16 protein-coding genes and 1 pseudogene are annotated in these 20929 nt (G+C 73.7%); 14 read left to right on the forward strand and 3 right to left on the reverse strand.

Going from position 1 to position 20929, the window contains the following annotated elements; translation table 11 throughout:
• The first annotated feature begins 27 nt into the window (after positions 1-27).
• Genes AC5WS8_RS07455 through AC5WS8_RS07465 form a run of 3 tightly spaced genes read left to right on the forward strand, consistent with a single transcriptional unit; the run spans position 28 to position 4648 of the window.
• Positions 28-921, forward strand: coding sequence for an FAD binding domain-containing protein (locus AC5WS8_RS07455; protein WP_496102496.1), 894 nt, complete (start codon positions 28-30; stop codon positions 919-921).
• Complete coding sequence (locus AC5WS8_RS07460) at positions 918-2345, forward strand: (2Fe-2S)-binding protein (protein ID WP_496102497.1); 1428 nt, start codon at positions 918-920, stop codon at positions 2343-2345. The genes AC5WS8_RS07455 and AC5WS8_RS07460 overlap by 4 nt, the downstream gene beginning before the upstream one ends.
• Positions 2342-4648 (forward strand): xanthine dehydrogenase family protein molybdopterin-binding subunit, encoded by a 2307-nt coding sequence (locus AC5WS8_RS07465; RefSeq protein ID WP_496102498.1) that lies wholly within the window; start codon positions 2342-2344, stop codon positions 4646-4648. The genes AC5WS8_RS07460 and AC5WS8_RS07465 overlap by 4 nt, the downstream gene beginning before the upstream one ends.
• Here AC5WS8_RS07465 and AC5WS8_RS07470 read toward each other — a convergent pair.
• Positions 4635-4898, reverse strand: coding sequence for a hypothetical protein (locus tag AC5WS8_RS07470; RefSeq protein WP_496102499.1), 264 nt, complete (start codon positions 4896-4898; stop codon positions 4635-4637). The two genes, AC5WS8_RS07465 and AC5WS8_RS07470, sit on opposite strands and share 14 nt — an antisense overlap.
• 431 nt (positions 4899-5329) lie before the next feature.
• On the opposite strand from AC5WS8_RS07470, the gene AC5WS8_RS07475 reads away from it, so the two are divergent.
• The 5 genes and pseudogenes from AC5WS8_RS07475 to AC5WS8_RS07495 all read left to right on the forward strand — a co-directional run bounded on the left by AC5WS8_RS07475 (position 5330) and on the right by AC5WS8_RS07495 (position 11239).
• A complete protein-coding gene (locus tag AC5WS8_RS07475) occupies positions 5330-6178 on the forward strand; it encodes an SUKH-4 family immunity protein (protein WP_496102500.1) in 849 nt (282 codons plus the stop codon).
• Between the two features lie 319 nt (positions 6179-6497).
• On the forward strand, positions 6498-7994 hold the full coding sequence (locus AC5WS8_RS07480) for an MFS transporter (protein WP_496102501.1): 1497 nt from the start codon (positions 6498-6500) through the stop codon (positions 7992-7994).
• Positions 7995-8008: 14 nt separating this feature from the next.
• A pseudogene (locus AC5WS8_RS07485) lies at positions 8009-8294 on the forward strand (type II toxin-antitoxin system death-on-curing family toxin); the annotation flags it as partial.
• Positions 8295-8437: 143 nt separating this feature from the next.
• Positions 8438-10297, forward strand: a complete 1860-nt coding sequence (locus AC5WS8_RS07490) for a DEAD/DEAH box helicase (protein ID WP_496102502.1) — start codon at positions 8438-8440, stop codon at positions 10295-10297.
• Positions 10298-10597: 300 nt separating this feature from the next.
• Entirely contained in the window at positions 10598-11239 is a 642-nt protein-coding gene (locus AC5WS8_RS07495) for an IclR family transcriptional regulator (RefSeq protein WP_496102503.1), read from the forward strand.
• A 20-nt stretch (positions 11240-11259) separates the two neighbouring features.
• Here the strand turns inward: AC5WS8_RS07495 and AC5WS8_RS07500 are convergent, their stop codons facing one another.
• Positions 11260-12807 (reverse strand): PucR family transcriptional regulator, encoded by a 1548-nt coding sequence (locus AC5WS8_RS07500; RefSeq protein ID WP_496102504.1) that lies wholly within the window; start codon positions 12805-12807, stop codon positions 11260-11262.
• A gap of 166 nt (positions 12808-12973) precedes the next feature.
• On the opposite strand from AC5WS8_RS07500, the gene AC5WS8_RS07505 reads away from it, so the two are divergent.
• The 4 genes from AC5WS8_RS07505 (at position 12974) to AC5WS8_RS07520 (ending at position 17463) form a co-directional block, all read left to right on the forward strand.
• Positions 12974-13813 (forward strand): chorismate synthase, encoded by an 840-nt coding sequence (locus tag AC5WS8_RS07505; protein ID WP_496102505.1) that lies wholly within the window; start codon positions 12974-12976, stop codon positions 13811-13813.
• On the forward strand, positions 13810-14919 hold the full coding sequence (gene menC / locus AC5WS8_RS07510; protein WP_496102506.1) for an o-succinylbenzoate synthase: 1110 nt from the start codon (positions 13810-13812) through the stop codon (positions 14917-14919). The genes AC5WS8_RS07505 and menC overlap by 4 nt, the downstream gene beginning before the upstream one ends.
• A gap of 150 nt (positions 14920-15069) precedes the next feature.
• Positions 15070-15861, forward strand: a complete 792-nt coding sequence (locus AC5WS8_RS07515) for a S16 family serine protease (protein ID WP_496102507.1) — start codon at positions 15070-15072, stop codon at positions 15859-15861.
• A gap of 321 nt (positions 15862-16182) precedes the next feature.
• Positions 16183-17463, forward strand: a complete 1281-nt coding sequence (locus AC5WS8_RS07520) for an MFS transporter (RefSeq protein WP_496102508.1) — start codon at positions 16183-16185, stop codon at positions 17461-17463.
• 27 nt (positions 17464-17490) lie between these two features.
• Here AC5WS8_RS07520 and AC5WS8_RS07525 read toward each other — a convergent pair whose 3' ends face one another.
• Complete coding sequence (locus AC5WS8_RS07525; protein WP_496102509.1) at positions 17491-17970, reverse strand: Lrp/AsnC family transcriptional regulator; 480 nt, start codon at positions 17968-17970, stop codon at positions 17491-17493.
• Between the two features lie 122 nt (positions 17971-18092).
• Between AC5WS8_RS07525 and hppD the strand changes: the two genes are divergently transcribed.
• Together hppD and AC5WS8_RS07535 are read left to right on the forward strand one after the other, a co-directional pair.
• A complete protein-coding gene (gene hppD, locus AC5WS8_RS07530) occupies positions 18093-19238 on the forward strand; it encodes a 4-hydroxyphenylpyruvate dioxygenase (protein WP_496102510.1) in 1146 nt (381 codons plus the stop codon).
• 129 nt (positions 19239-19367) lie between these two features.
• Complete coding sequence (locus AC5WS8_RS07535) at positions 19368-20774, forward strand: FAD-binding oxidoreductase (RefSeq protein WP_496102511.1); 1407 nt, start codon at positions 19368-19370, stop codon at positions 20772-20774.
• Positions 20775-20929: the final 155 nt, after the last annotated feature.

A 20929-nucleotide genomic window follows, 5' to 3' on the forward strand; every position in this document is an offset into this window, starting at 1 on the left:
GTGGGGCAGCGGGAAGGGGCAGCCGGTTTGACCACGCACGCACCGCAGGCGGCGCAGGCCGTGACGCTGCCCGCCTCGCTGGACGAGGCCGTGGCGGCCCTCGCCGCCCATCCGGCCGCCGTTCCCGTGGCGGGCGGCACCGACCTCATGGCCGCGGTGAACTCCGGGCAGCTGCGGCCCGCCGCGCTGGTCGGCCTCGGCCGCATCAGCGAGATCCGCGGCTGGCAGTACCAGGACGGCCACGCGCTGCTCGGCGCCGGCCTCACCCACGCGCGCATGGGGCGCCCCGACTTCGCGGCCCTCATCCCCGCCCTCGCGGCGGCGGCGCGCGCGGCCGGCCCGCCGCACATCCGCAACGCGGGCACCCTGGGCGGCAACATCGCGTCGGCCGCCCCCACCGGGGACGCGCTCCCGGTGCTCGCCGCCCTGGAGGCCACGCTGATCATCGCCGGCCCGGGCGGGGCACGCCGGGAGATCCCGGTCTCGCACCTGCTGGCCGGCGTCGAGATGCTCCGTGCCGGTGAACTGATCGGCTACGTGCGCGTGCCGCTGCTGCACGCCCCCCAGGTCTTCCTGAAGGCGACCGGCCGCACGGGCCCCGGGCGGGCGATGGCGTCGGTGGCGCTGGTCCTCGACCCGGCCCGGCGCGGGGTGCGCTGCGCCGTCGGGGCCATCGCGCCGATGCCGCTGCGCCCGCTGGAGGCCGAGCAGTGGGTCGCGCAGCTCATCGACTGGGACAGCAACCGCACCGTCGTCCCGGAGGCCATGAACGCCTTCGGCGAGTACGTCGCCGCGGCCTGCATCCCCGACCCGGCCCCCGCGGAGGACGGCACCGTGCAGCAGCTTCCGCCCGCCGTACTGCACCTGCGGCGCACCGTCGCCGCGCTGGCCCGACGAGCACTGGGGAGGGCACTGTCGTGACGGACGACCAGCACCCGGAGGGCGCCCACCAGCAGGGCGCGGGCGGCTCCTGGGAGCGGCTGCCGCAGGGGGACTACGACGACGGGGCCACCGCGTTCGTCCAGCTGCCGGAGGGCGGGATCGACGCACTCCTCGCCTCCGACAGCCCGCTGGCCGCGCCGGGCCACGGCTATGTGCCGCCGACGTTCACCCCGCAGGAGGGCACGGGCGCCGAGGGGCACGGCGGGAACTGGGGGGCGACCGCCGAGGGCGCCCACTGGCCGGCCGCCGCGCAGGACGGCACGGCGGACCGGTTCACGTACAACCCGGGCGCGACCGGGCAGTGGAACTTCGAGGAGGCCCGGGCCGCGCGGGAGCCCGCGCCCGGGCACGACGTCACCGGGCAGTGGTCGATCCCGGTCGCGGACGGCGATCTGCCGGACGAGTCGGGCGAGTTCAGCACGTCGTCGCTCGTCGAGCAGTGGGGCGGCACCCCGCCCGCGACCCTGCCGGGCGGCGCGCCCGCGCCCTGGGCGACGGAGGCGGCCGGACAGCAGTGGCCGGGCCAGGAGCAGGACACCTCCGCGAAGGCGCCCGAGGAGGCCCCTGGAGAGCCGTCCGACGGGTCGTACGAGGAGGAGCGGGCCGACGGTGCGCATGAGGCGCCCGAGGCCGCCCAGGGGCCGCCGGAGGCCGCCGACGCCGCCGGCACCGAGGAGGCACCGGCTTCCGAAGGGGCCCGGCCCCCCGAGCCCGCCGACGCCCAGGAACCGCCTCCGGAGCAGACCCCCGGAACCGAGCCCGCACCCCCGCACGACGAGCACCCCCTGGCCTCGTACGTCCTGCGGGTCAACGGCGCCGACCGGCCCGTCACCGAGGCATGGATCGGCGAGTCGCTGCTGTACGTGCTGCGCGAGCGGCTCGGCCTCGCCGGCGCCAAGGACGGCTGCTCGCAGGGCGAGTGCGGAGCCTGCAACGTGCAGGTCGACGGGCGGCTCGTCGCCTCCTGCCTGGTGCCCGCGGTCACCGCGGCCGGCAGCGAGGTCCGTACGGTCGAGGGACTCGCCGCCGACGGACAGCCCTCCGACGTGCAGCGGGCGCTCGCCCGGTGCGGCGCCGTGCAGTGCGGCTTCTGCGTGCCCGGCATGGCGATGACCGTGCACGACCTGCTGGAGGGCAACCCGGCGCCGACCGAGCTCGAGTCCCGCCAGGCGCTGTGCGGCAACCTGTGCCGCTGCTCCGGCTACCGGGGCGTCCTGCAGGCCGTCCAGGAGGTCGTCGCCGAGCGGGAGGCGCACCACGCCGAGGGCGACCCGGCGGCGGACGGCGACGAACCGCGCATCCCGCACCAGGCGGGCCCCGGAGAGGGCGGCGTCCACCTCGACGCCTTCGGCAACGTGACCCCGAACGACCACCCGTACGGCCAGGACGGAGGCCAGGCGTGAGCAACGAAGCCGCCACCGCGACCACCGCGGCGGGCGCGGCCGCCCCCGAGCCGCTGCCGCACGGCATCGGAGCCTCCCTGCCGTCCGCCGACGCCCAGGCCAAGACCGAGGGCACGTTCCCGTACGCGGCCGACCTGTGGGCAGAGGGCCTGCTCTGGGCCGCCGTCCTGCGCTCCCCGCACCCGCACGCGCGCATCCTGTCCGTCGACACCCGGCACGCGCGCGAGATGCCCGGCGTGCGGGCCGTCCTCACCCATGAGGACGTGCCCGCGGGCGCGCTGCACGGCCGCGGCACCGCGGACCGCCCCGTCTTCGCCTCCGACGTCGTACGCCACCACGGGGAGCCCATCGCGGCCGTCGCCGCCGACCACCCCGACACCGCGCGCATGGCCGCCGCCGCCGTCATCGTCGAGTACGAGGTGCTCGACCCGGTCACCGACCCCGAGCAGGCCTTCGAGGCCGAACCGCTGCATCCCGACGGCAACCTGATCCGCCACATCCCGCTGCGCCACGGCGACCCGGACGCGGTCGGCGAGATCGTCGTCGAGGGCCTGTACCGCATCGGCCGCCAGGACCCCGCACCGATCGGCGCGGAGGCCGGACTCGCCGTGCCCCGGCCCGACGGCGGGGTCGAGCTGTACCTCGCCTCCACCGACCCGCACACCGACCGCGACCGCGCCGCCGCCGTCTTCGGGCTGGCACCGGAGCAGGTGAAGGTCGTGGTCACCGGCGTGCCCGGCGCCACCGCCGACCGCGAGGACCAGGGCTTCCAGCTCCCGCTCGGACTTCTCGCCCTGACGACCGGCTCCCCGGTGAAGCTGACCGCGACCCGGGAGGAGTCCTTCCTCGGCCACGTCCACCGCCACCCCACGCTGCTGCGCTACCGCCACCACGCGGACGCCGAGGGCAGGCTGGTGAAGGTCGAGGCGCAGATCCTGCTCGACGCAGGACCCTACGCGGACACCTCCTCGGACGCGCTCGCCGCCGCGGTCTCCTTCGCCTGCGGCCCCTACGTCGTCCCGAACGCCTACATCGAGGGCTGGGCCGTGCGCACCAACAACCCGCCCTCGGGACATGTGCGCGGCGAGGGCGCGATGCAGGTGTGCGCCGCGTACGAGGCGCAGATGGACAAGCTCGCCAAGAAGCTGGGGCTCGACCCCGCGGAGCTGCGGATGCGCAACGTCATGGCGACCGGCGACGTCCTGCCGACCGGCCAGACGGTGACGTGCCCGGCGCCGGTGGCGGAACTGCTCGAGGCCGTCCGGGACCATCCGCTGCCCCCGCTGCCCAAGGACCTTCCCGAGGAGGAGTGGCTGCTGCCGGGCGGCCCCGAGGGCGCGGGCGAGCCGGGCGCGGTCCGGCGGGGCGTGGGCTACGGCCTCGGCATGGTCCACATGCTCGGCGCGGAGGGCGCGGACGAGGTCTCCACGGCGACCGTGAAGGTCCAGGACGGCGTGGCGACGGTGCTGTGTTCGGCCGTGGAGACGGGCCAGGGCTTCACGACCCTCGCCCGCCAGATCGTCCAGGAGACCCTCGGCGTCGACGAGGTGCACGTCGCCCCGGTCGACACCGACCAGCCGCCGGCGGGCCCTGGCTGCCGTGGCCGCCATACCTGGGTCTCGGGCGGCGCGGTGGAACGGGCGGCGAAGATGGTCCGCACCCAGCTACTCCAGCCCCTCGCCCACAAGTTCGGCATGTCCACGGAGCTGCTCCAGATCACGGACGGCAAGATCACGTCGTACGACGGAGTCCTGTCCACGACCGTGACGGAGGCGTTGGACGGCAAGGAGCTGTGGGCCACCGCGCAGTGCCGCCCGCACCCGACCGAACCGCTGAACGAGACGGGCCAGGGCGACGCCTTCGTGGGGCTCGCCTTCTGCGCGATCCGCGCGGTGGTGGACGTGGACATCGAGATCGGCTCGGTACGGGTCGTGGAGCTGGCCGTGGCCCAGGACGTGGGCCGCGTACTGAACCCGGCCCAACTGGCGGCGCGGGTCGAGGCCGGAGTGACCCAGGGTGTGGGCATCGCGCTCACGGAGAACCTGCGCACGGCCCGCGGCGTGGTCCGCCACCCCGACCTGACGGGCTACTCCCTGCCGACGGCCCTGGACGCCCCCGACATCAAGATCGTCAAACTGGTCGAGGAACGGGACGTGGTCGCCCCCTTCGGAGCGAAGGCGGTCAGCGCGGTACCGGTGGTGACATCACCGGCGGCGATCGCGTCGGCGGTCCGCGCGGCGACGGGCCGCCCGGTCAACCGCCTGCCGATCCGGCCGCAGGCCGCGGTGGTCACGGCACAGTGATCGCCGGGCGCCCGCGGTGGTCGGTGCGGTCCTCGTCACCGGTGTGACGGCCGCCGGCCAGTCGGCGGCGGCCCCAGGAGCCGGCGGAGAGACTGCCGCGCGCGGCACCTGGGCGCGGTGACGTCTTCCGGCGCATGATCGTCCCCGCCGCGCGCAGGACCGGCCCCGGCCGGGCGGCGAGGCCCTGGCCCGGCTCCGGCTGCGCCACCGGCTGCCGGCGGCGGCGGACGGGTACGCGCGCGGGTTTCACGGCGGTGGTGCAGGACGGGGTGCAGACGGGTGGGCAGCCGGCGGAGCAGGTCGCCCTCGTCCGTACGCGCCCGCTGCACGCCGTGGCGCCCGCACCCCGGCCGAGACCGTCGCGGCACGCGAGGCGGCGCGGCCGAAGACCGGGTACGGGGCATGGACGGTTGCGGACCCGGACGAGGCGTCGCGGGCGCAGACCCCGCGGATCGGGCTGTGGCCGGACACCTCCGGCCCGACCGTGCCGCGGACGGTCGAGACGATCGGGGCGGGGCGGGCGCGGGCGCGGGTCGGGTGACGGCGGGACGGGCGTGCGCCGCCGCGGCGTTGTCAGTGCTGCCGCGTAGGGTTCTCGGCGTTGGGGAGAGCCGCTCGACAGGACGAAGTCTCCTGCCCTGCGGCGGCTCCGGGACGGGGACGAAGCACACGGGGGAAGCCATGGGCACGACCGACACCGGTGGTGTGATCATGCTGGACGAGACGGATCCGGATCCGCTGCCGTCCGACAGCGCACCGCCGGGGTTCCGCCTCCTGGGCGGGCGGCCGGCGCTGCGGCGGGTGGAGGAGCTGGTCGACGACGCGGAGAGGTTCGCCGAGACCCTGCGCGACCAGCTGGTCATCGGGGCGCTGCGCACCGTCGACCGCGACCTCCAGTCGCTCCTGGACGGCGCCGGCACGCACGCCCTCCCGCGCAACCCGTGCCTGATGGACCCCTGGCCACTCGCACCCTCCTTGAAGCACCTGCTGCGGTTCGCGGCGGCGACGCCCGAACCGACGGACGACCGGGCGCCGAACCGGCGGACGGTCGCCCCGATCCGCCTCCTGACCCGGATCGCCCGGCCCGGCGCGGGCCTCGCCCTGGACCTGCCGTCACGGCTGCTGGACGAGGAGTTCGGCACCGCCGCGGTCGTCCACTTCGAGGACGTCGACTTCCCCGCCACCCTCACCCACGAGCCGACCCGCCGCTTCCTGCGCGAGGTGGGCCTGCCGGAGAACGGCCACTGGTACGAACTGGACACGGACGTGCCGCTGCCGACGCTGGCGGAGCACTACGCGGACGACGAGGTCTTCCCGGAGGACGGCCTCCCGGAGGCCGCGGCCCGCCTGATACGCCTCGGCCACCTGCCGGACGACACCAGCCTGCTCCTGGACGGCGCCGACGGGGCGCTCCTGTGCTGGAGCGAACAGGACACGACCCTGCGCCCGCTGAACGCGGACATCTCGACCCTGGCCTTCACGGTGTGGCTGGCCCACCGCGAGAAGACCCTGAGGGGGTCGGGGAAGTAGAGGCCCGGGGCGGGAACCGAGCCCGCGTGACTCCCTGCGGGCGGAGCCCGCTGACGGATGCTGCGCAGGCGAGCCCCTGAACGACTCGGGCACACGGCCGGGATCAGGGGTGGCACGTTCGTCCGCGCCGCCCCGATGCACTGGCGGTAGGAGTCGGCGGATCACCGGCTCAGGAGCATCGGCCGCCCCGCAACGGGACTGCCGTACGGACTGCCGTACGCCGTTCATGAGTCCTGGCCCGGACCTACGACCAAGGTCCCGGCCCGGCACCGTCTCCTGACAGGGGCCAATGCCCGCCGAGCCCCTTACGCTGATCTGCATGACCGCCCTGGACCCCCGCGACACCGACGTCGCCGCCGCACCTCCCACGCCTTCCGACGCCACCGGCGGCGTGCTGAGCCGTCCCTACCGGGCCCTCAGCATCGGGATCGTCTCCGTCGTCCTGCTCATCGCCTTCGAGGCGACGGCGGTCGGTACGGCGATGCCGGTCGCCGCGCGGGAGCTGGACGGGCTGTCCCTGTACGCCTTCGCCTTCTCCGGGTACTTCACGACCAGCCTGTTCGGCATGGTGCTCGCGGGGCAGTGGTCGGACCGCAGCGGCCCCCTGTCCTCGCTGACCTGCGGCATCGCCGCCTTCGCGGCCGGGCTGCTGGTGTCCGGGACGGCGACCGCGATGTGGGTGTTCATCCTGGGCCGGGCCGTGCAGGGGCTCGGCGGCGGACTGGTCATCGTCGCGCTGTACGTCCTCGTCGGCCGGGCCTACCCGGAGCGGCTGCGCCCGGCGATCATGGCGGCGTTCGCGGCGAGCTGGGTGGTCCCCTCGGTGGTCGGCCCGCTGGCGTCGGGAGCGGTGACCGAACAGCTCGGCTGGCGGTGGGTGTTCATCGGCATACCGGTGCTCGTGGTGTTCCCGCTGGCGCTCGCTCTGCCGCAGATACGGCGGCGGGCGGGCGGTCCCGCCACGGACGCCGCCGTCCCCTTCGACGTCCGTCGCATCCGCCTGGCGTTCGGGATCTCCCTGGGCGCGGGACTCCTCCAGTACGCCGCGCAGACCGTGTCCGATCCAAGTGGCCGGTGGGTCTCCCTCGTGCCCGGTGCCGCGGGGGCCGCCCTGCTCGTCCCGGCGGTGCTCGGCCTGCTGCCCCGCGGCACCTGCCGGGCGGCGCGCGGTCTGCCGTCCGTGGTGCTGCTGCGCGGTGTCGCGGCGGGCGCCTTCATCTCGGCGGAGAGTTTCATCCCGCTGATGCTCGTCACCGAGCGCGGGCTGTCGCCGACCCTGGCCGGGTTCTCGCTGGCACCGGCCGGCGCGACCTGGGCGCTGGGCTCGTACATCCAGTCCAGGCCCCGGCTGGAGCCGTACCGGGAGCGGCTGATGACGCTCGGCATGCTCGTCGTCGCGGCCGCGATCGCCACCGCCCCCAGCGTGCTGATCCACGCCGTGCCCCCGTGGATCGTCGCCGTCGCCTGGGGTTTCGGCTGCTTCGGCATGGGCCTGGTCATCTCCTCGACCAGCGTCCTGCTCCTGAAGCTGTCCGCCCCCGAGCAGGCGGGCGCCAACTCGGCGGCCCTGCAGATCTCCGACGGCCTGTCCAACGTCCTGCTCCTGTCCGCGGGCGGCGCCGCGTTCGCCGCGCTCGGCGGCGGAACCGTCGCCCGCACGGCCACCGGGGCGACCGCGGCCGGCTCCCATCCGGCCGCCTTCACCGCGGTGTTCCTGCCGATGGCGGCGGTCGCGCTGGTGGGGGCGTGGGTGACGACCCGGTTGCGGACGGACCCCGCTGACACACGTCGCACCGTCCAAGCGCGGCCGGACTGAACCTGCGGTTCACGGACGCAGAACTCGCGCGTCCCCGGTCGAGTGTGTTCGGTCAGGACGCCCACCCCGACGTGTGGGAAGGCTGCCGCGCTGATGGAGTCCCATGCCCGCAACCACGCCCTCGCCGACGGGAACAAGCGCGTCGCCTGGTCCGCGACCCGGGTGCTCCTGCACGTGAACGGGCACTCCCTGGACACGGACCTCGACGGGGACGAGGCCGAGCGATTCGTGCCGGACGTGTGCCGGGGCGCACTGGACGTACCGGAGATCGCCTCCCGGTTGCCGCGCTTCGCGCGCTGACCGAGGTGTGTGCAGCGCGGTGAGTGTGAGCTGAATCCCATCCCCTGTCGCCTCCGCGCGGTCCGGCCGTCGGGCGACCGGGTCGCCGATAGGGTGGCCCGGTTGTCATACGCAGCCGAGCCGCCGACCCCCACACGGAGACCGTGAGTACCTCCCGCCCGTCGCCCACCACCGCCCTCAACGGAGGGCCTTCCAGGCCCGCACCCGCTTCTTCCGGCTCCAGCTCCTCGCACTCCCACCACCTCTCGCCCGCCTTCCCCGGCCGTGCCCCCTGGGGCACCGCCGGCAAGCTGCGCGCCTGGCAGCAGGGGGCGATGGAGAGGTACATCCAGGAGCAGCCGCGCGACTTCCTCGCCGTCGCCACCCCCGGCGCCGGCAAGACGACGTTCGCGCTGACGCTCGCCTCCTGGCTGCTGCACCACCACGTCGTGCAGCAGGTGACCGTGGTCGCGCCGACCGAGCACCTGAAGAAGCAGTGGGCGGAGGCCGCAGCGCGGATAGGGATCAGGCTCGACCCCGAGTACAGCGCCGGACCCCTCGGCCGGGAGTACCACGGTGTCGCCGTCACCTACGCCGGCGTCGGCGTGCGGCCCATGCTGCACCGCAACCGGGTCGAGCAGCGCAAGACCCTCGTCATCCTCGACGAGATCCACCACGCGGGCGACTCCAAGTCCTGGGGCGAGGCGTGTCTTGAGGCGTTCGAGCCCGCGACGCGACGGCTCGCGCTCACCGGTACACCGTTCCGGTCGGACACGAACCCCATTCCGTTCGTGGCGTACGAGGAGGGAGCGGACGGGATCCGGCGCTCGGCCGCCGACTACACCTACGGCTATGGGTCCGCGCTCGCCGACGGCGTCGTGCGCCCGGTCATCTTCCTCTCCTACAGCGGCACCATGCGCTGGCGCACCAAGGCGGGCGACGAGATCGCCGCCCGGCTCGGCGAGCCCATGACCAAGGACGCCGTCAGCCAGGCCTGGCGTACCGCGCTCGACCCGCGCGGTGAGTGGATGCCGAGCGTGCTGCGCGCCGCCGACCAGCGGCTGACCGAGGTGCGCAAGTCCATCCCGGACGCGGGCGCCCTCGTCATCGCCTCCGACCAGGACTCGGCCCGCGCCTACGCCAAGCTGATCCGCGACATCACCGGGCACAGGGCGACCCTGGTGCTGTCGGACGACGCCGGGGCCTCCGACCGGATCGACGAGTTCAGCAACAACGACGACCGGTGGATGGTCGCGGTCAGGATGGTGTCCGAGGGCGTCGACGTGCCCCGGCTCGCGGTCGGGGTGTACGCGACCACCATCTCCACACCTCTCTTCTTCGCTCAGGCCGTCGGCCGTTTCGTACGGTCCCGGCGGCGCGGCGAGACCGCGTCCGTGTTCCTGCCGACCGTCCCCGACCTGCTCTCCTTCGCCAACGAGATGGAGCGGGAGCGGGACCACGTCCTGGACAAGCCGAAGAAGGCCGGCGAGGAGGACCCGTACGCCGAGTCCGAGAAGGAGATGGAGGAGGCGAACCGGGAGAAGGACGAGGACACCGGAGAGCAGGACATGCTGCCCTTCGAGGCGCTGGAGTCCGACGCCGTCTTCGACCGGGTCATGTACAACGGCGCCGAGTTCGGCATGCAGGCGCACCCGGGCAGCGAGGAGGAGCAGGACTACCTCGGCATCCCGGGGCTTCTCGAGCCGGAGCAGGTGCAGTTGCTGCTGCAGAAGCGGCAGGCCCGGCAGATCGCGCACAGCCGGAAGAAACCGGACGCGGAGGCCGATCTGCTGGAACTGCCCGCGGACCGGCGGCCCGTGGTCACGCACAAGGAACTGATGGAGCTGCGCCGGCAGCTGAACACGATGGTCGGGGCGTACGTCCACCAGAGCGGGAAGCCGCACGGCGTGATCCACAACGAGCTGAGGCGGGTGTGCGGGGGGCCGCCGAGCGCGGAATGCACCGCGGGGCAGTTGCGGCAGCGGATCGCGAAGGTCCAGGAGTGGGCCACGCGGATGAAGTGACCCACCCCGAGGCCCGCCGTGGCGGACTGCGGAACGTATCCGCGCAAAACAAACCACTCCGTACCGGCCACTGACCGGATTCTGGACGGAGCCTTCCGCTGAGCGAACCGGCTCGCTACTGTCCCGCTAGCACACGCCCCGTGGCAGCGCCGCCGCGGAGCGCAGCCGTGAAGCGACAGAGTCCGGGAGCCGCCCGGGCCGCCGGCCGATCGGCGGCCTCTGAAGCGCGTCGCCGGCGGGACCCGGCGTCGCATCCGCCGCGGAGGGGGCCGTCGACCTCACCACTAAGGAGTGGGCGTCGTGACCGCGGAGACTTCCCAGACGCTCGACCGGGGCCTGAAGGTCCTCAAGCTGCTCGCCGACACCGACCACGGGCTGACCGTCACCGAGCTGTCCCACAAACTGGGCGTGAACCGGACCGTGGTGTACCGGTTGTTGGCCACGCTGGAGCAGCACTCCCTCGTGCGCCGCGACCTGGGTGGCCGCGCCCGGGTCGGACTGGGCGTACTGCGCCTGGGCCGCCAGGTGCATCCGCTGGTGCGGGAGGCCGCGCTGCCCGCGCTGCGGGCGCTGGCGGAGGACATAGGCGCGACCGCGCACCTCACCCTCGTCGACGGCTCGGAAGCGCTGGCCGTCGCGGTGGTCGAGCCGTCGTGGACCGACTACCACGTGGCGTACCGCGCCGGGTTCCGGCACCCGCTCGACCGGGGAGCCGCGGGCCGGGCGATCCTCGCCGCCCGCCGGCAGTCCGTCGCCGAGCCCGGGTACACGCTGACGCACGGCGAGTTGGAGGCAGGCGCCTGCGGGGCCGCCGCACCGCTGATCGGGGTGACGGGTGTCGAGGGCAGCGTGGGTGTCGTGATGCTGGCGGACTCGGTACCGGAGAGGGTGGGCCTGCGGGTGGTGGACGCCGCGCGGGAGGTGGCGGAGGCGCTGCGCTGACCCTCGGCGCAGGCAGGCCATCAGTCCCTCAGCACCCTCAACTGCAGCCACAGCGCCAGCCGTTCGTCCGCGTCGTCCAGGTCCACCCCGAGCTGCCGCCGCACCTGACGCAGCCGGTACCGGCACGTGTTCGGATGGACGGCGAGCCGCTGGGCCGCACTTCCCGCATCGCAGCCCGCCTCCAGCCACGCCAGCAGCGTCGCCGCGTACTCCGTGCCGTGCCCGGCGTCGTACGCCACGACCTCCTCCCACGCCCCCACGGCCAACTCCCGCCGCTCCCGCATCACTTCGGCGAGCCGCAGCAGCGTGATCCGGGCCCGCACCCGTCGCGCGGACGCCACCGGCAGGTGTGGCCCGAGCACCCGCAGCACCAGGTCCGCGTCCTGCCGCGAGGCGGCCGCCCCGGCGAGGGAGGGCACCACCTCCCCGAGCCCCGCCCGCACCGGCACCCGCAGCGCCTGCCCCGCCCGCCGCACGATGTCCCCGGCCAACCGCAGGTGCCGTTCACCGCCACGCTCCCCGGAAGCGGGCAGCAGCGCGTAGACCACCCCGTCGACCAGCACGCACGCGTGCCGCCCGTACCGCGCCTCGCACTGCAGCCGTACGAGGTCCAGCAGCCGCAGCGTGGTCTGCTCGTCGTCCGGGGCGGACGGTGCGGACACCGGGGAGTCCAGGACGAACGCGGCCACCCGCACGGCCTGGAGCCCGAGCCGGTGGGCGGCGGCGGCCGGGTCGGCGGTGCCCTCGAGGACGCGGCGCAGCAGGGCGCCGTCCTGGTGCCGGGCCAGCTCCTGCGCGGCACGCGCCCGCAGCAGGAGCAGGGCCGCCGTGGAGGCACCCCGCGCCAGCGCCTCCTCGGCGTCGGGGGCCAGTCGGCCGTCGTCCACCACCCACAGGGAGCCGAGGGTCTCCCCGCCGGCGCGGACGGCGACGGCGAGCCGTGGCAGCGCCCCGGCGAGAGCCGGCAGCCGTACCGGGCCGGGGGCCGCGAGGACGGTCCGGTACTGCTCGGTGTTGTCCGGTATCTCCGGCACCTTCAGGCCGAGGATGCCCTGACGGCGGTCCTCGTCGGTGGCCTGCCCGGGAACCGTCGAGTAGGCGAGGATCCGCTGTCCCGGGTCCTCGATCGCGGTGGCCCCGCCGACGGCCGCCGCCACCGCGTCGGCCAGTGCGAACAGCTCCCCGCGCGTGTCCCCGCCGCCCCCGGCCGCCGGGCGCGCGGCGATCGCCGACGCCAGCAGCAGGTGCACCTCGTGCCAGGCAGCGTCCTCGTCGACGCGGAGCAGGGCGACCCCGGCCGCCTGCGCCTCGGCGACCGGCCCGCCCGCGCCCCGCACGACGACACCGGTCGTCCCGGCCTCCGCCGCGGCCCGCACCAGCGGCCCGGCGGCCCGGGGCGGGACGCCCACCGCGAGCAGCAGGGAGCCCGGGACGCGGGGGAGCGGGGCGTGGGCGTCGTACAGCAGTACCTCGGTGACGGGCGCGGTGAGCCCGGCGGGCGCGGTGCACAGGCGCAGCGAGGGCTCGCCTGCGACGTCCAGCAGGTCGCCGAGTGTGCGGACGTCCATGTGCGGTGTCCCCCGGGGTGTCTGTGCGCCGATTCCCTCGGCAACGGGTCCGTCGGGCCGGCCTTCGCAGCGCCACGGTTCTGTTTGGCCGATGCTCTCAGCAACGTACGCACACGTTGTCCGTCTCCACAACGCCGACGCCCGCCCCTGCTTCGACACTCGTGTCATGACTGCAGAGACGGACCGACCACCCGTCCGCACCGCCGCGGACGACGCCGACCACGCCGCCCGCGCGGCCGGAGTCACCGTGCGCACCGTGCACGACGTGACCGGTATCGCCGCCGTGGCCGACTTCTTCAGCGACGTCTGGAAGACCCCGCGGCAGGCCCCGCCGGTGCCCGCGGAGGTGATGCACAGCCTGGCGCACGCGGGCGGCGCCGTGCACGCCGCGTACACCCTGGACGGGGGCCGGCTCGCCGGGGCCTGCGTCGCCGTCTTCGGGCCGCCGGCGTCCGCGGACGCGTACTCGCTGCTGGCGGCGGCCCACCGGGGCGTCGGATACGCCGTGAAGCAGGCGCAGCGCGGCTGGCTCCTGGAGCACGGCGCCCGCACCCTGCGCTGGACCTTCGACCCGCTGGTGGGTCGCAACGCCCGCTTCAACCTGGTCAAGCTGGGCGCGACGGGCACCGAGTACCTGGTCGACTTCTACGGTCCGATGGCCGACGGCGTCAACGAGGGCGACGAGAGCGACCGGCTCACGGTGACCTGGGACCTGACGGCGCCCCGCGAGGAGGGCGCCACCGGCGACCGCGCCGCCGCACCCGTCACGCACCGCGCCCCGGACGACGCCCCGCTCGCCCGCCGCTCCCGCGACGACCGGCGGGTGTGGTGCCGCGTACCGGACGACATCGTCGCCCTGCGCGCCGCCGACCCGGCCCTCGCCCTGCGCTGGCGGCACTCCGTCAGAGTCGTCCTCACCTCGGCCTTCGCCGACGGGTTCACCGCGACCGGCATGTCGCGGGACGGCTGGTACACGCTCACGCGCGAGGAGGACCCCCCGGCATGAAACTGGAACGCGTCGAGATCGTCCATGTGTCGATCCCGCTCGTGACCCCGTTCCGCACCTCCTTCGGGACGATGACCACCAAGGACACCTTCCTGCTGCACGTCGTCACGGACACCGCCGAGGGCTGGTCGGAGTTCGCGGCCGATCCCGAGCCGCGCTACTGCTCCGAGTTCACCGCCGGGGCCGAGATCGTCCTGCGGGACTTCCTGCTGCCGCGTGCCGGCGCCCTGCCCCGGCTGACGACGGCCGCGCTCGCCCCGGCCATGGCGCGGGTCAAGGGGCACGAGCTCGCGAAGGCGGCACTGGAGACGGCGGTCCTGGACGCCGAGCTGCGCGCACACGGCATGCCGCTCGCGTCCTACCTGGGGGCGGTACGGGACCGGGTTCCGGCCGGGGTGTCGGTGGGCATCAAGGACTCCGTGCCCGAACTGCTGGACGATGTCGAGCACTACCTGGCCGAGGGCTACGTCCGCATCAAGCTGAAGATCGAGCCGGGCTGGGACCTGGAACCCGTACGGGCCGTACGCGAGCGGTTCGGGGATGCGCTGCCCCTGCAGGTCGACGCGAACACGGCCTACAACCTCGCCGACGCCGAGCACCTGCGGCGGCTGGACGAGTTCGGGCTGCTGCTGATCGAGGAGCCGCTGGGCGAGAACGACCTGCACGCCCACGCCCGGCTCCAGCAGCGCCTCGCAACCCCCGTCTGCCTGGACGAGTCCCTGCACAACGCCCGCGACACCGCCTCCGCGATCGCCATGGACGCCTGCCGTGTGGTGAACGTCAAGCCCGCGCGGGTCGGCGGCTACCTGGAGGCCCGACGTGTGCACGACGTGGCGCACGCGCACGGGGTGCCGGTGTGGTGCGGCGGCATGCTGGAGACGGGGATCGGACGCGCGCCGAACCTCGCCCTGGCCGCCCTGCCCGGCTTCACGCTCCCGGGCGACACCTCGGCGTCGGCCCGCTACTTCGCGGAGGACATCACCGAGCCGTTCGTCCTGGAGGACGGCCACCTGCCGGTCCCGTCCGCCCCGGGGATCGGCGTGGAACCACTACCGGACGCACTGCGGCGCTTCACGACGGGGAGGGCCGACCTCCATACGGCGTGACCGGGGGTCGGTGGGGCCTGACCGGGGTCCGGTGGGCTCTGTGGAGCCCGACCGGGACCCGGCCTGCGGGCGGGCCCCAGAAGGGGTCCGCCCCGCCCTCAGGCCGACCGCCGACCTGGCCAGAAGTGGCCGTCGCGTTAGATTGATCCCGTGCTCTCTCGTCTCTCCGGCCCCAAGGCCGTCGCCGTCTGCGCCCTGCCCGTCACGGCCCTGCTCGCCGTGGCGGCGTTCGCGCCGCTGCCGTTCGTCGTGGCGCAGCCCGGAATGACGGCGAACGTGCTGGGCACGAACAAGGGCGCCGCGGTGATCACGATCAGTGGAGCGCCCACCCGTACGACGACGGGCCAGCTGCGGATGACGACGATCGAGGCGACGGGCCCCGACGCGCACGTTTCGCTCGGTGAGGTGGTGGACGGCTGGTTCCGCACCGACCGTGCGGTACTGCCGCGCGACGCGGTCTACCCGAGCGGCGACACCGTCAAGGAGATCGAGCAGCACAACACCGAGCAGATGAAGCAGTCCCAGGACGCGGCCACCCGCGCGGCCCTGTCCTATCTGCACCTCAGCGACAAGAACGTCAAGGTCACCCTGAGGCTCGCGGACGTCGGCGGCCCCAGCGCGGGGCTGCTGTTCACCCTCGGCATCATCGACAAGCTGGGCGGCGACGGCACGGGCGGCGACCTCACGGGCGGCCGCACCATCGCCGGTACGGGCACGATCGACTCCTCGGGCCGGGTCGGCCCGGTGGGCGGCGTGGCCCTGAAGACCCAGGCCGCCAAGCGGGACGGTGCGACGGTGTTCCTGGTCCCCAGGGCGGAGTGCGCCGACGCGAGGGCGGAACTGCCCAGGGGACTGCGCCTGGTTCCGGTGACCACCCTGAAGAGCGCCGTCGACGCCCTCGTGTCCCTGGAGAAGAGCAAGGACTCGGTCCCGAGCTGCTAGCTGGTGCCGTGACCGGAAAGGTTCACCGGCTCGCGGCAAACCTTTCCGGCCACAGCACTGGCCGAGGGAACCTCAGTCGAAGGGCTCTGCGGGAGCGATCTCTTCCGCTATCTTGTTACCGCGCCGTAGTTAAGGGCTCAACAAGGCCTCCCGGCGCGGTCTTTCCTGTCTTCGGCTCCCGTTTCCGAGCGGAGTTCCATGTGACCCAGTGTTGTGTCATGCCCATGGCGAAGATGGCGGAAGCGTCCTCGTCCGCGTGAGCGGCCCAGAACGCTCCGGCCGTACGTCCGCGCATCCGCTCACCGAAAGCCCCCTCACTTCGTGACCGTCTCCCTGTACGACAGCCGGCCCGCCGGCCGGCACGCCGCGGTGCCCACGGGCAGTCTGCTCCGACGGGTCTACGCACCGCGCGCCTGCGACGCGCTCGCCTACTCCATGGCCACCTACGCCATGCCACTCGTCGTGCTGGCGACCACCGGCTCCGCGTCCCTGACCGGCCTGGCCTTCGCACTCGAATGGATCCCCCGGGTGGCCGCCTTCGGCTTCGCCGGTGCCCTGGTGGACCGCAGCGGCGCGGCGATCGTGTGCTTCCTCGCCTCGCTCGCCCGCGCCCTGCTGGTGGCGGGCGCCGCCGTCGTGCTGGTGGTGCTGCCGCGGGGGACGGCCGAGACCGTCACCGTCATGGTGCTGGCCGCCGTGACCGGTGCCCTCACCCAGTTCGGCTTCATCGCCAACGAGGCGGTGGGCGCCATCGCCGGCCGCCGCGTCACGGGACGGACCCACAAGGTGCAGCCGGTGCTGATCGGCATCGACCAGACGGCCACCCTCGTCGGCCCGGCCCTGGGCGGCGTTCTGCTCCTGACCGGGCCGACCCGCATGCTCGCCTGCCTGAGCGTGCTGTCCTTCCTGTCCGCGGGCCTCGCCCTGCAGACCCCGCCCACCCCCCTGCGCGCCGCGCACCAGGGCGGACAGGGGCGTCGCGGAGGCATGCGGGACGGGTGGCGGACGCTGCGTTCCCTGCCGTCCCTGCGGCGGCTCGTGGCCGGCCTCGCCTGCTCCAACCTGGCGCTCGGTCTGCTGCAGTCGGCCGGGCCCGTCCTCGTCGAGGGCCGCTTCGGCCGGTCCCCGGCCGCCGTCGGGACGCTCTGGTCGGTCGCCGCCGCCGCCACACTGGTCGCGATCACCTGCTGCCGGTTCGCCCTGGGCCGGGTGGGCCTGTGGGGGGTCGGCGTGATCAGTGCGACCGTCGCGTCCGCCGCCTGCCTCGCCGTGCCGCAGGCGCCCTCGTACCTCGGCTACACGGCCCTCGTGGCCCTCTTCATGGCCGCCGACGGAGGGCTCACCGTGGTGCTGCGCACCCTGCGCTCGCTGATCATCCCGCCCGCGGCCTTCGGAACGACGCTGTCCCTGACCATCCTGCTCCTGCTGGTCCCCTTCCCCGTGGCGGGCATCCTGCTGGCCGTCACGCCGCCGCCGTATCTGACCGACGTCATCGGGGCGTGCGCCGCCCTCCAGGCCCTGACCCTGTTCGTCACCTTCGTACGGCTGCGCAACGACCCGGTGCTCCGCGTCACGGGGCACCCGGCCGCAGGTGACGCCTGACAGGCCCGGAGGCCCGGCCGCACCGGCTCACACCCCCTCCCGGTCCCGTGCCGCCTGCTCCACCAGGGGGATGATCCGCAGCGGTACCGCGTTCTCCATCACGATCGCCGTGGAGGCGCGGACGATGCCCTCGAAGCCGACCACCCGGTCGATCACCCGCTGCAGGTCCGCGTTCGAGCGGGCCACCAGGCGGCACAGCATGTCGCCGCTGCCCGTGGTGGTGTGCAGCTCCAGGACCTCCGGGACCGTGGCCAGATGGGCCCGCACGTCCGCGCCCTGGCCCTGGCGGATCTGCAGGGTCGCGAACGCCGTGACCGGATAGCCGAGCGCAGCCGGGTCCACCTCCGGGCCGAAGCCCCGGATCACCCCCTTAGTCTGCAGACGGTCCAGGCGCGCCTGGACCGTGCCGCGCGCCACGCCCAGCCGCCGCGACATCTCCAGCACCCCGATGCGCGGCTCCCGGGCGAGCAGCACGATGAGCCGGGCGTCCAGATGATCGATCGCCATACCGCGCCCCTCCTTGGTCATCCTGTACAGAACGCCCGGCGATGCGGGCCTTTCACCGGGCAGATTGCCCAGTCCAGAAGCAAACTATTGCGCACCTTGCGGAGTCGGGTGACCCTGCCGCTATGACGCAGACCACACACCACGCCCCTGACACCGCGCGCGAGGCCGACCCCTTCCCGGTGAAGGGAATGGACGCGGTCGTCTTCGCCGTCGGCAACGCCAAGCAGGCCGCGCACTACTACTCCACCGCCTTCGGCATGCGGCTCGTGGCGTACTCCGGACCGGAGAACGGCAGCCGCGAGACGGCCAGCTACGTCCTGGAGAACGGCTCCGCCCGTTTCGTCCTCACCTCCGTCATCAAGCCGGCCACCACCTGGGGCCACTTCCTTGCCCAGCACGTGGCCGAACACGGCGACGGCGTCGTCGACCTCGCCATCGAGGTCCCCGACGCCCGCGCCGCGTACGCGTACGCCCTCGAACACGGCGCCCGCTCCGTCGCCGAGCCGTACGAACTGAAGGACGAGCACGGCACCGTCGTCCTCGCCGCGATCGCCACCTACGGCGAGACCCGCCACACCCTGGTCGAGCGCTCCGGCTACGACGGCCCCTACCTGCCCGGCTACACCGCCGCCGACCCGATCGTGGAGCCGCCCGCGCACCGCACCTTCCAGGCCGTCGACCACTGCGTCGGCAACGTGGAACTCGGCCGCATGAACGAGTGGGTCGAGTTCTACAACAAGGTCATGGGCTTCACGAACATGAAGGAGTTCGTGGGCGACGACATCGCCACCGAGTACAGCGCCCTGATGTCCAAGGTGGTCGCCGACGGCACCCTCAAGGTCAAGTTCCCGATCAACGAGCCCGCCATTGCCAAGAAGAAGTCCCAGATCGACGAGTACCTGGAGTTCTACGGCGGCCCCGGCGTCCAGCACATCGCACTCAACACCAACGACATCGTGCGCACGGTCCGCACCATGCGGGCGGCCGGCGTGGAGTTCCTCGACACCCCGGACTCGTACTACGACACCCTCGGCGAATGGGTCGGCGACACCCGCGTCCCCGTCGAGACCCTGCGCGAGCTGAAGATCCTCGCCGACCGCGACGAGGACGGCTATCTGCTGCAGATCTTCACCAAGCCGGTCCAGGACCGCCCGACGGTCTTCTTCGAGATCATCGAGCGTCACGGCTCCATGGGCTTCGGCAAGGGCAACTTCAAGGCCCTGTTCGAGGCGATCGAGCGCGAGCAGGCCAAGCGCGGCAACCTGTAGGCCGCCCGGGCCCACTCGCGGAGGAGCGCCGGCCACCGGCGCTCCTCCGGCCCCCGCGCTCCTCCGGCCCCCGCGCTCCTCCGGCGGGGCTGCTCCGGGCTTCCCACCGCCGCCACCCGGTGCGACGCTGTGATCATGAGCCGTATCGAAGCCCCGCGCGACGAAGTCACCGGCAACCTCCTCGACCGCCTGCGGGCCGGCCTGCCGCCCGAGGCCGTCCTGACCGACCCCGACGTCACGGCCTCGTACGCCAACGACATGGCGAGCTTCTGCGCGGCCGGCCTCCCGGCCGTGGTCGTGCTGCCGCGCACCGTCGAACAGGTCCGGCACGTCCTGCGGACCGCCACCGAGCTGCGCGTCCCGGTCGTCCCCCAGGGCGCCCGCACCGGCCTGTCGGGCGCGGCCAACGCCTCCGACGGATGCATCGTGCTGTCGCTCACCAAGATGAACCGCATCCTGGAGATCGACCCGGTCGACCGCATCGCCGTCGTCGAACCCGGCGTCGTCAACGCCACGCTCTCCCGCGCGGTGAACGAACACGGCCTGTACTACCCGCCCGACCCCTCCAGTTGGGAGACGTGCACGATCGGCGGCAACATCGGCACCGCTTCCGGCGGCCTGTGCTGCGTGAAGTACGGGGTGACGGCCGAGTACGTCCTCGGCCTCGACGTCGTCCTCGCCGACGGGCGCCTGATGTCCACCGGCCGCCGTACCGCCAAGGGGGTCGCCGGATACGACCTCACCCGGCTGTTCGTCGGCTCCGAGGGCTCCCTCGGCATCGTCGTACGGGCGGTCCTCGCGCTGAAGCCGCGGCCGCCCCAGCAGCTCGTCCTGGCGGCCGAGTTCGCCTCCGCGGCAGCCGCCTGCGACGCCGTCTGCCGGATCATGACCCAGGGGCACGTGCCGTCGCTCCTGGAACTCATGGACCGCACGACGGTGAAGGCCGTCAACGCCCTGGCCCACATGGGTCTCCCGGAGAGCACCGAGGCCCTGCTCCTCGCCGCCTTCGACACCCCTGACCCCGCCGCCGACCTCGCCGCCGTCGGCGCGCTCTGCGAGGCCGCGGGCGCCACCCGGGTCGTGCCGGCCGACGACGCGGCGGAGTCCGAACTGCTGCTGCAGGCACGGCGGTTGTCCCTGCCGGCGCTGGAGGCCGTCACCGGCACGACGATGATCGACGACGTGTGCGTCCCGCGCTCCAGGCTCGGCGAGATGATCGAGGGCACCGAGCGCATCGCCGAGAAGTACCAGCTCACCATCGGGGTGGCCGCACACGCCGGTGACGGCAACACCCACCCCGTCGTCTGCTTCGACGCGCAGGACCCCGACGAGTCCCGGCGCGCCCGCGAGTCCTTCGACGAGATCATGGCCCTCGGCCTGCGACTCGGTGGCACGATCACCGGCGAGCACGGCGTCGGCGTCCTGAAGAAGGAGTGGCTGGCGCGTGAGATCGGCCCGGTGGGCGTGGAGATGCAACGGGCCGTCAAACAGGTCTTCGACCCGCTGGGCATCCTCAACCCCGGCAAGCTCTTCTGACCCGCCCGTACGAGTGAGGGCACGACCGTGTGGCACCGTGCCGCGCGTTGCGGAGGGCTTCTTTCGGGCTGTGTTCCGGCTGTGTCGCCCCGGGGAGCGACCGGGAGCAACCTCCGGACCACCAGCCGATCAAGACCGCTCGACCATGACCAGAA

The organism is Streptomyces sp. PTL18 (assembly GCF_059510295.1).

Bases quoted from the DNA above. Each gene is read 5' to 3' on its own strand.
- menC (WP_496102506.1), top strand. From the start codon at position 13,810: ATGAAACTGGAACGCGTCGAGATCGTCCATGTGTCGATCCCGCTCGTG.
- AC5WS8_RS07500 (WP_496102504.1), bottom strand. From the start codon at position 12,807: ATGGACGTCCGCACACTCGGCGACCTGCTGGACGTCGCAGGCGAGCCC.
- AC5WS8_RS07475 (WP_496102500.1), top strand. From the start codon at position 5,330: ATGGGCACGACCGACACCGGTGGTGTGATCATGCTGGACGAGACGGAT.
- hppD (WP_496102510.1), top strand. From the start codon at position 18,093: ATGACGCAGACCACACACCACGCCCCTGACACCGCGCGCGAGGCCGAC.
- AC5WS8_RS07505 (WP_496102505.1), top strand. From the start codon at position 12,974: ATGACTGCAGAGACGGACCGACCACCCGTCCGCACCGCCGCGGACGAC.
- AC5WS8_RS07525 (WP_496102509.1), bottom strand. From the start codon at position 17,970: ATGGCGATCGATCATCTGGACGCCCGGCTCATCGTGCTGCTCGCCCGG.
- AC5WS8_RS07480 (WP_496102501.1), top strand. From the start codon at position 6,498: ATGACCGCCCTGGACCCCCGCGACACCGACGTCGCCGCCGCACCTCCC.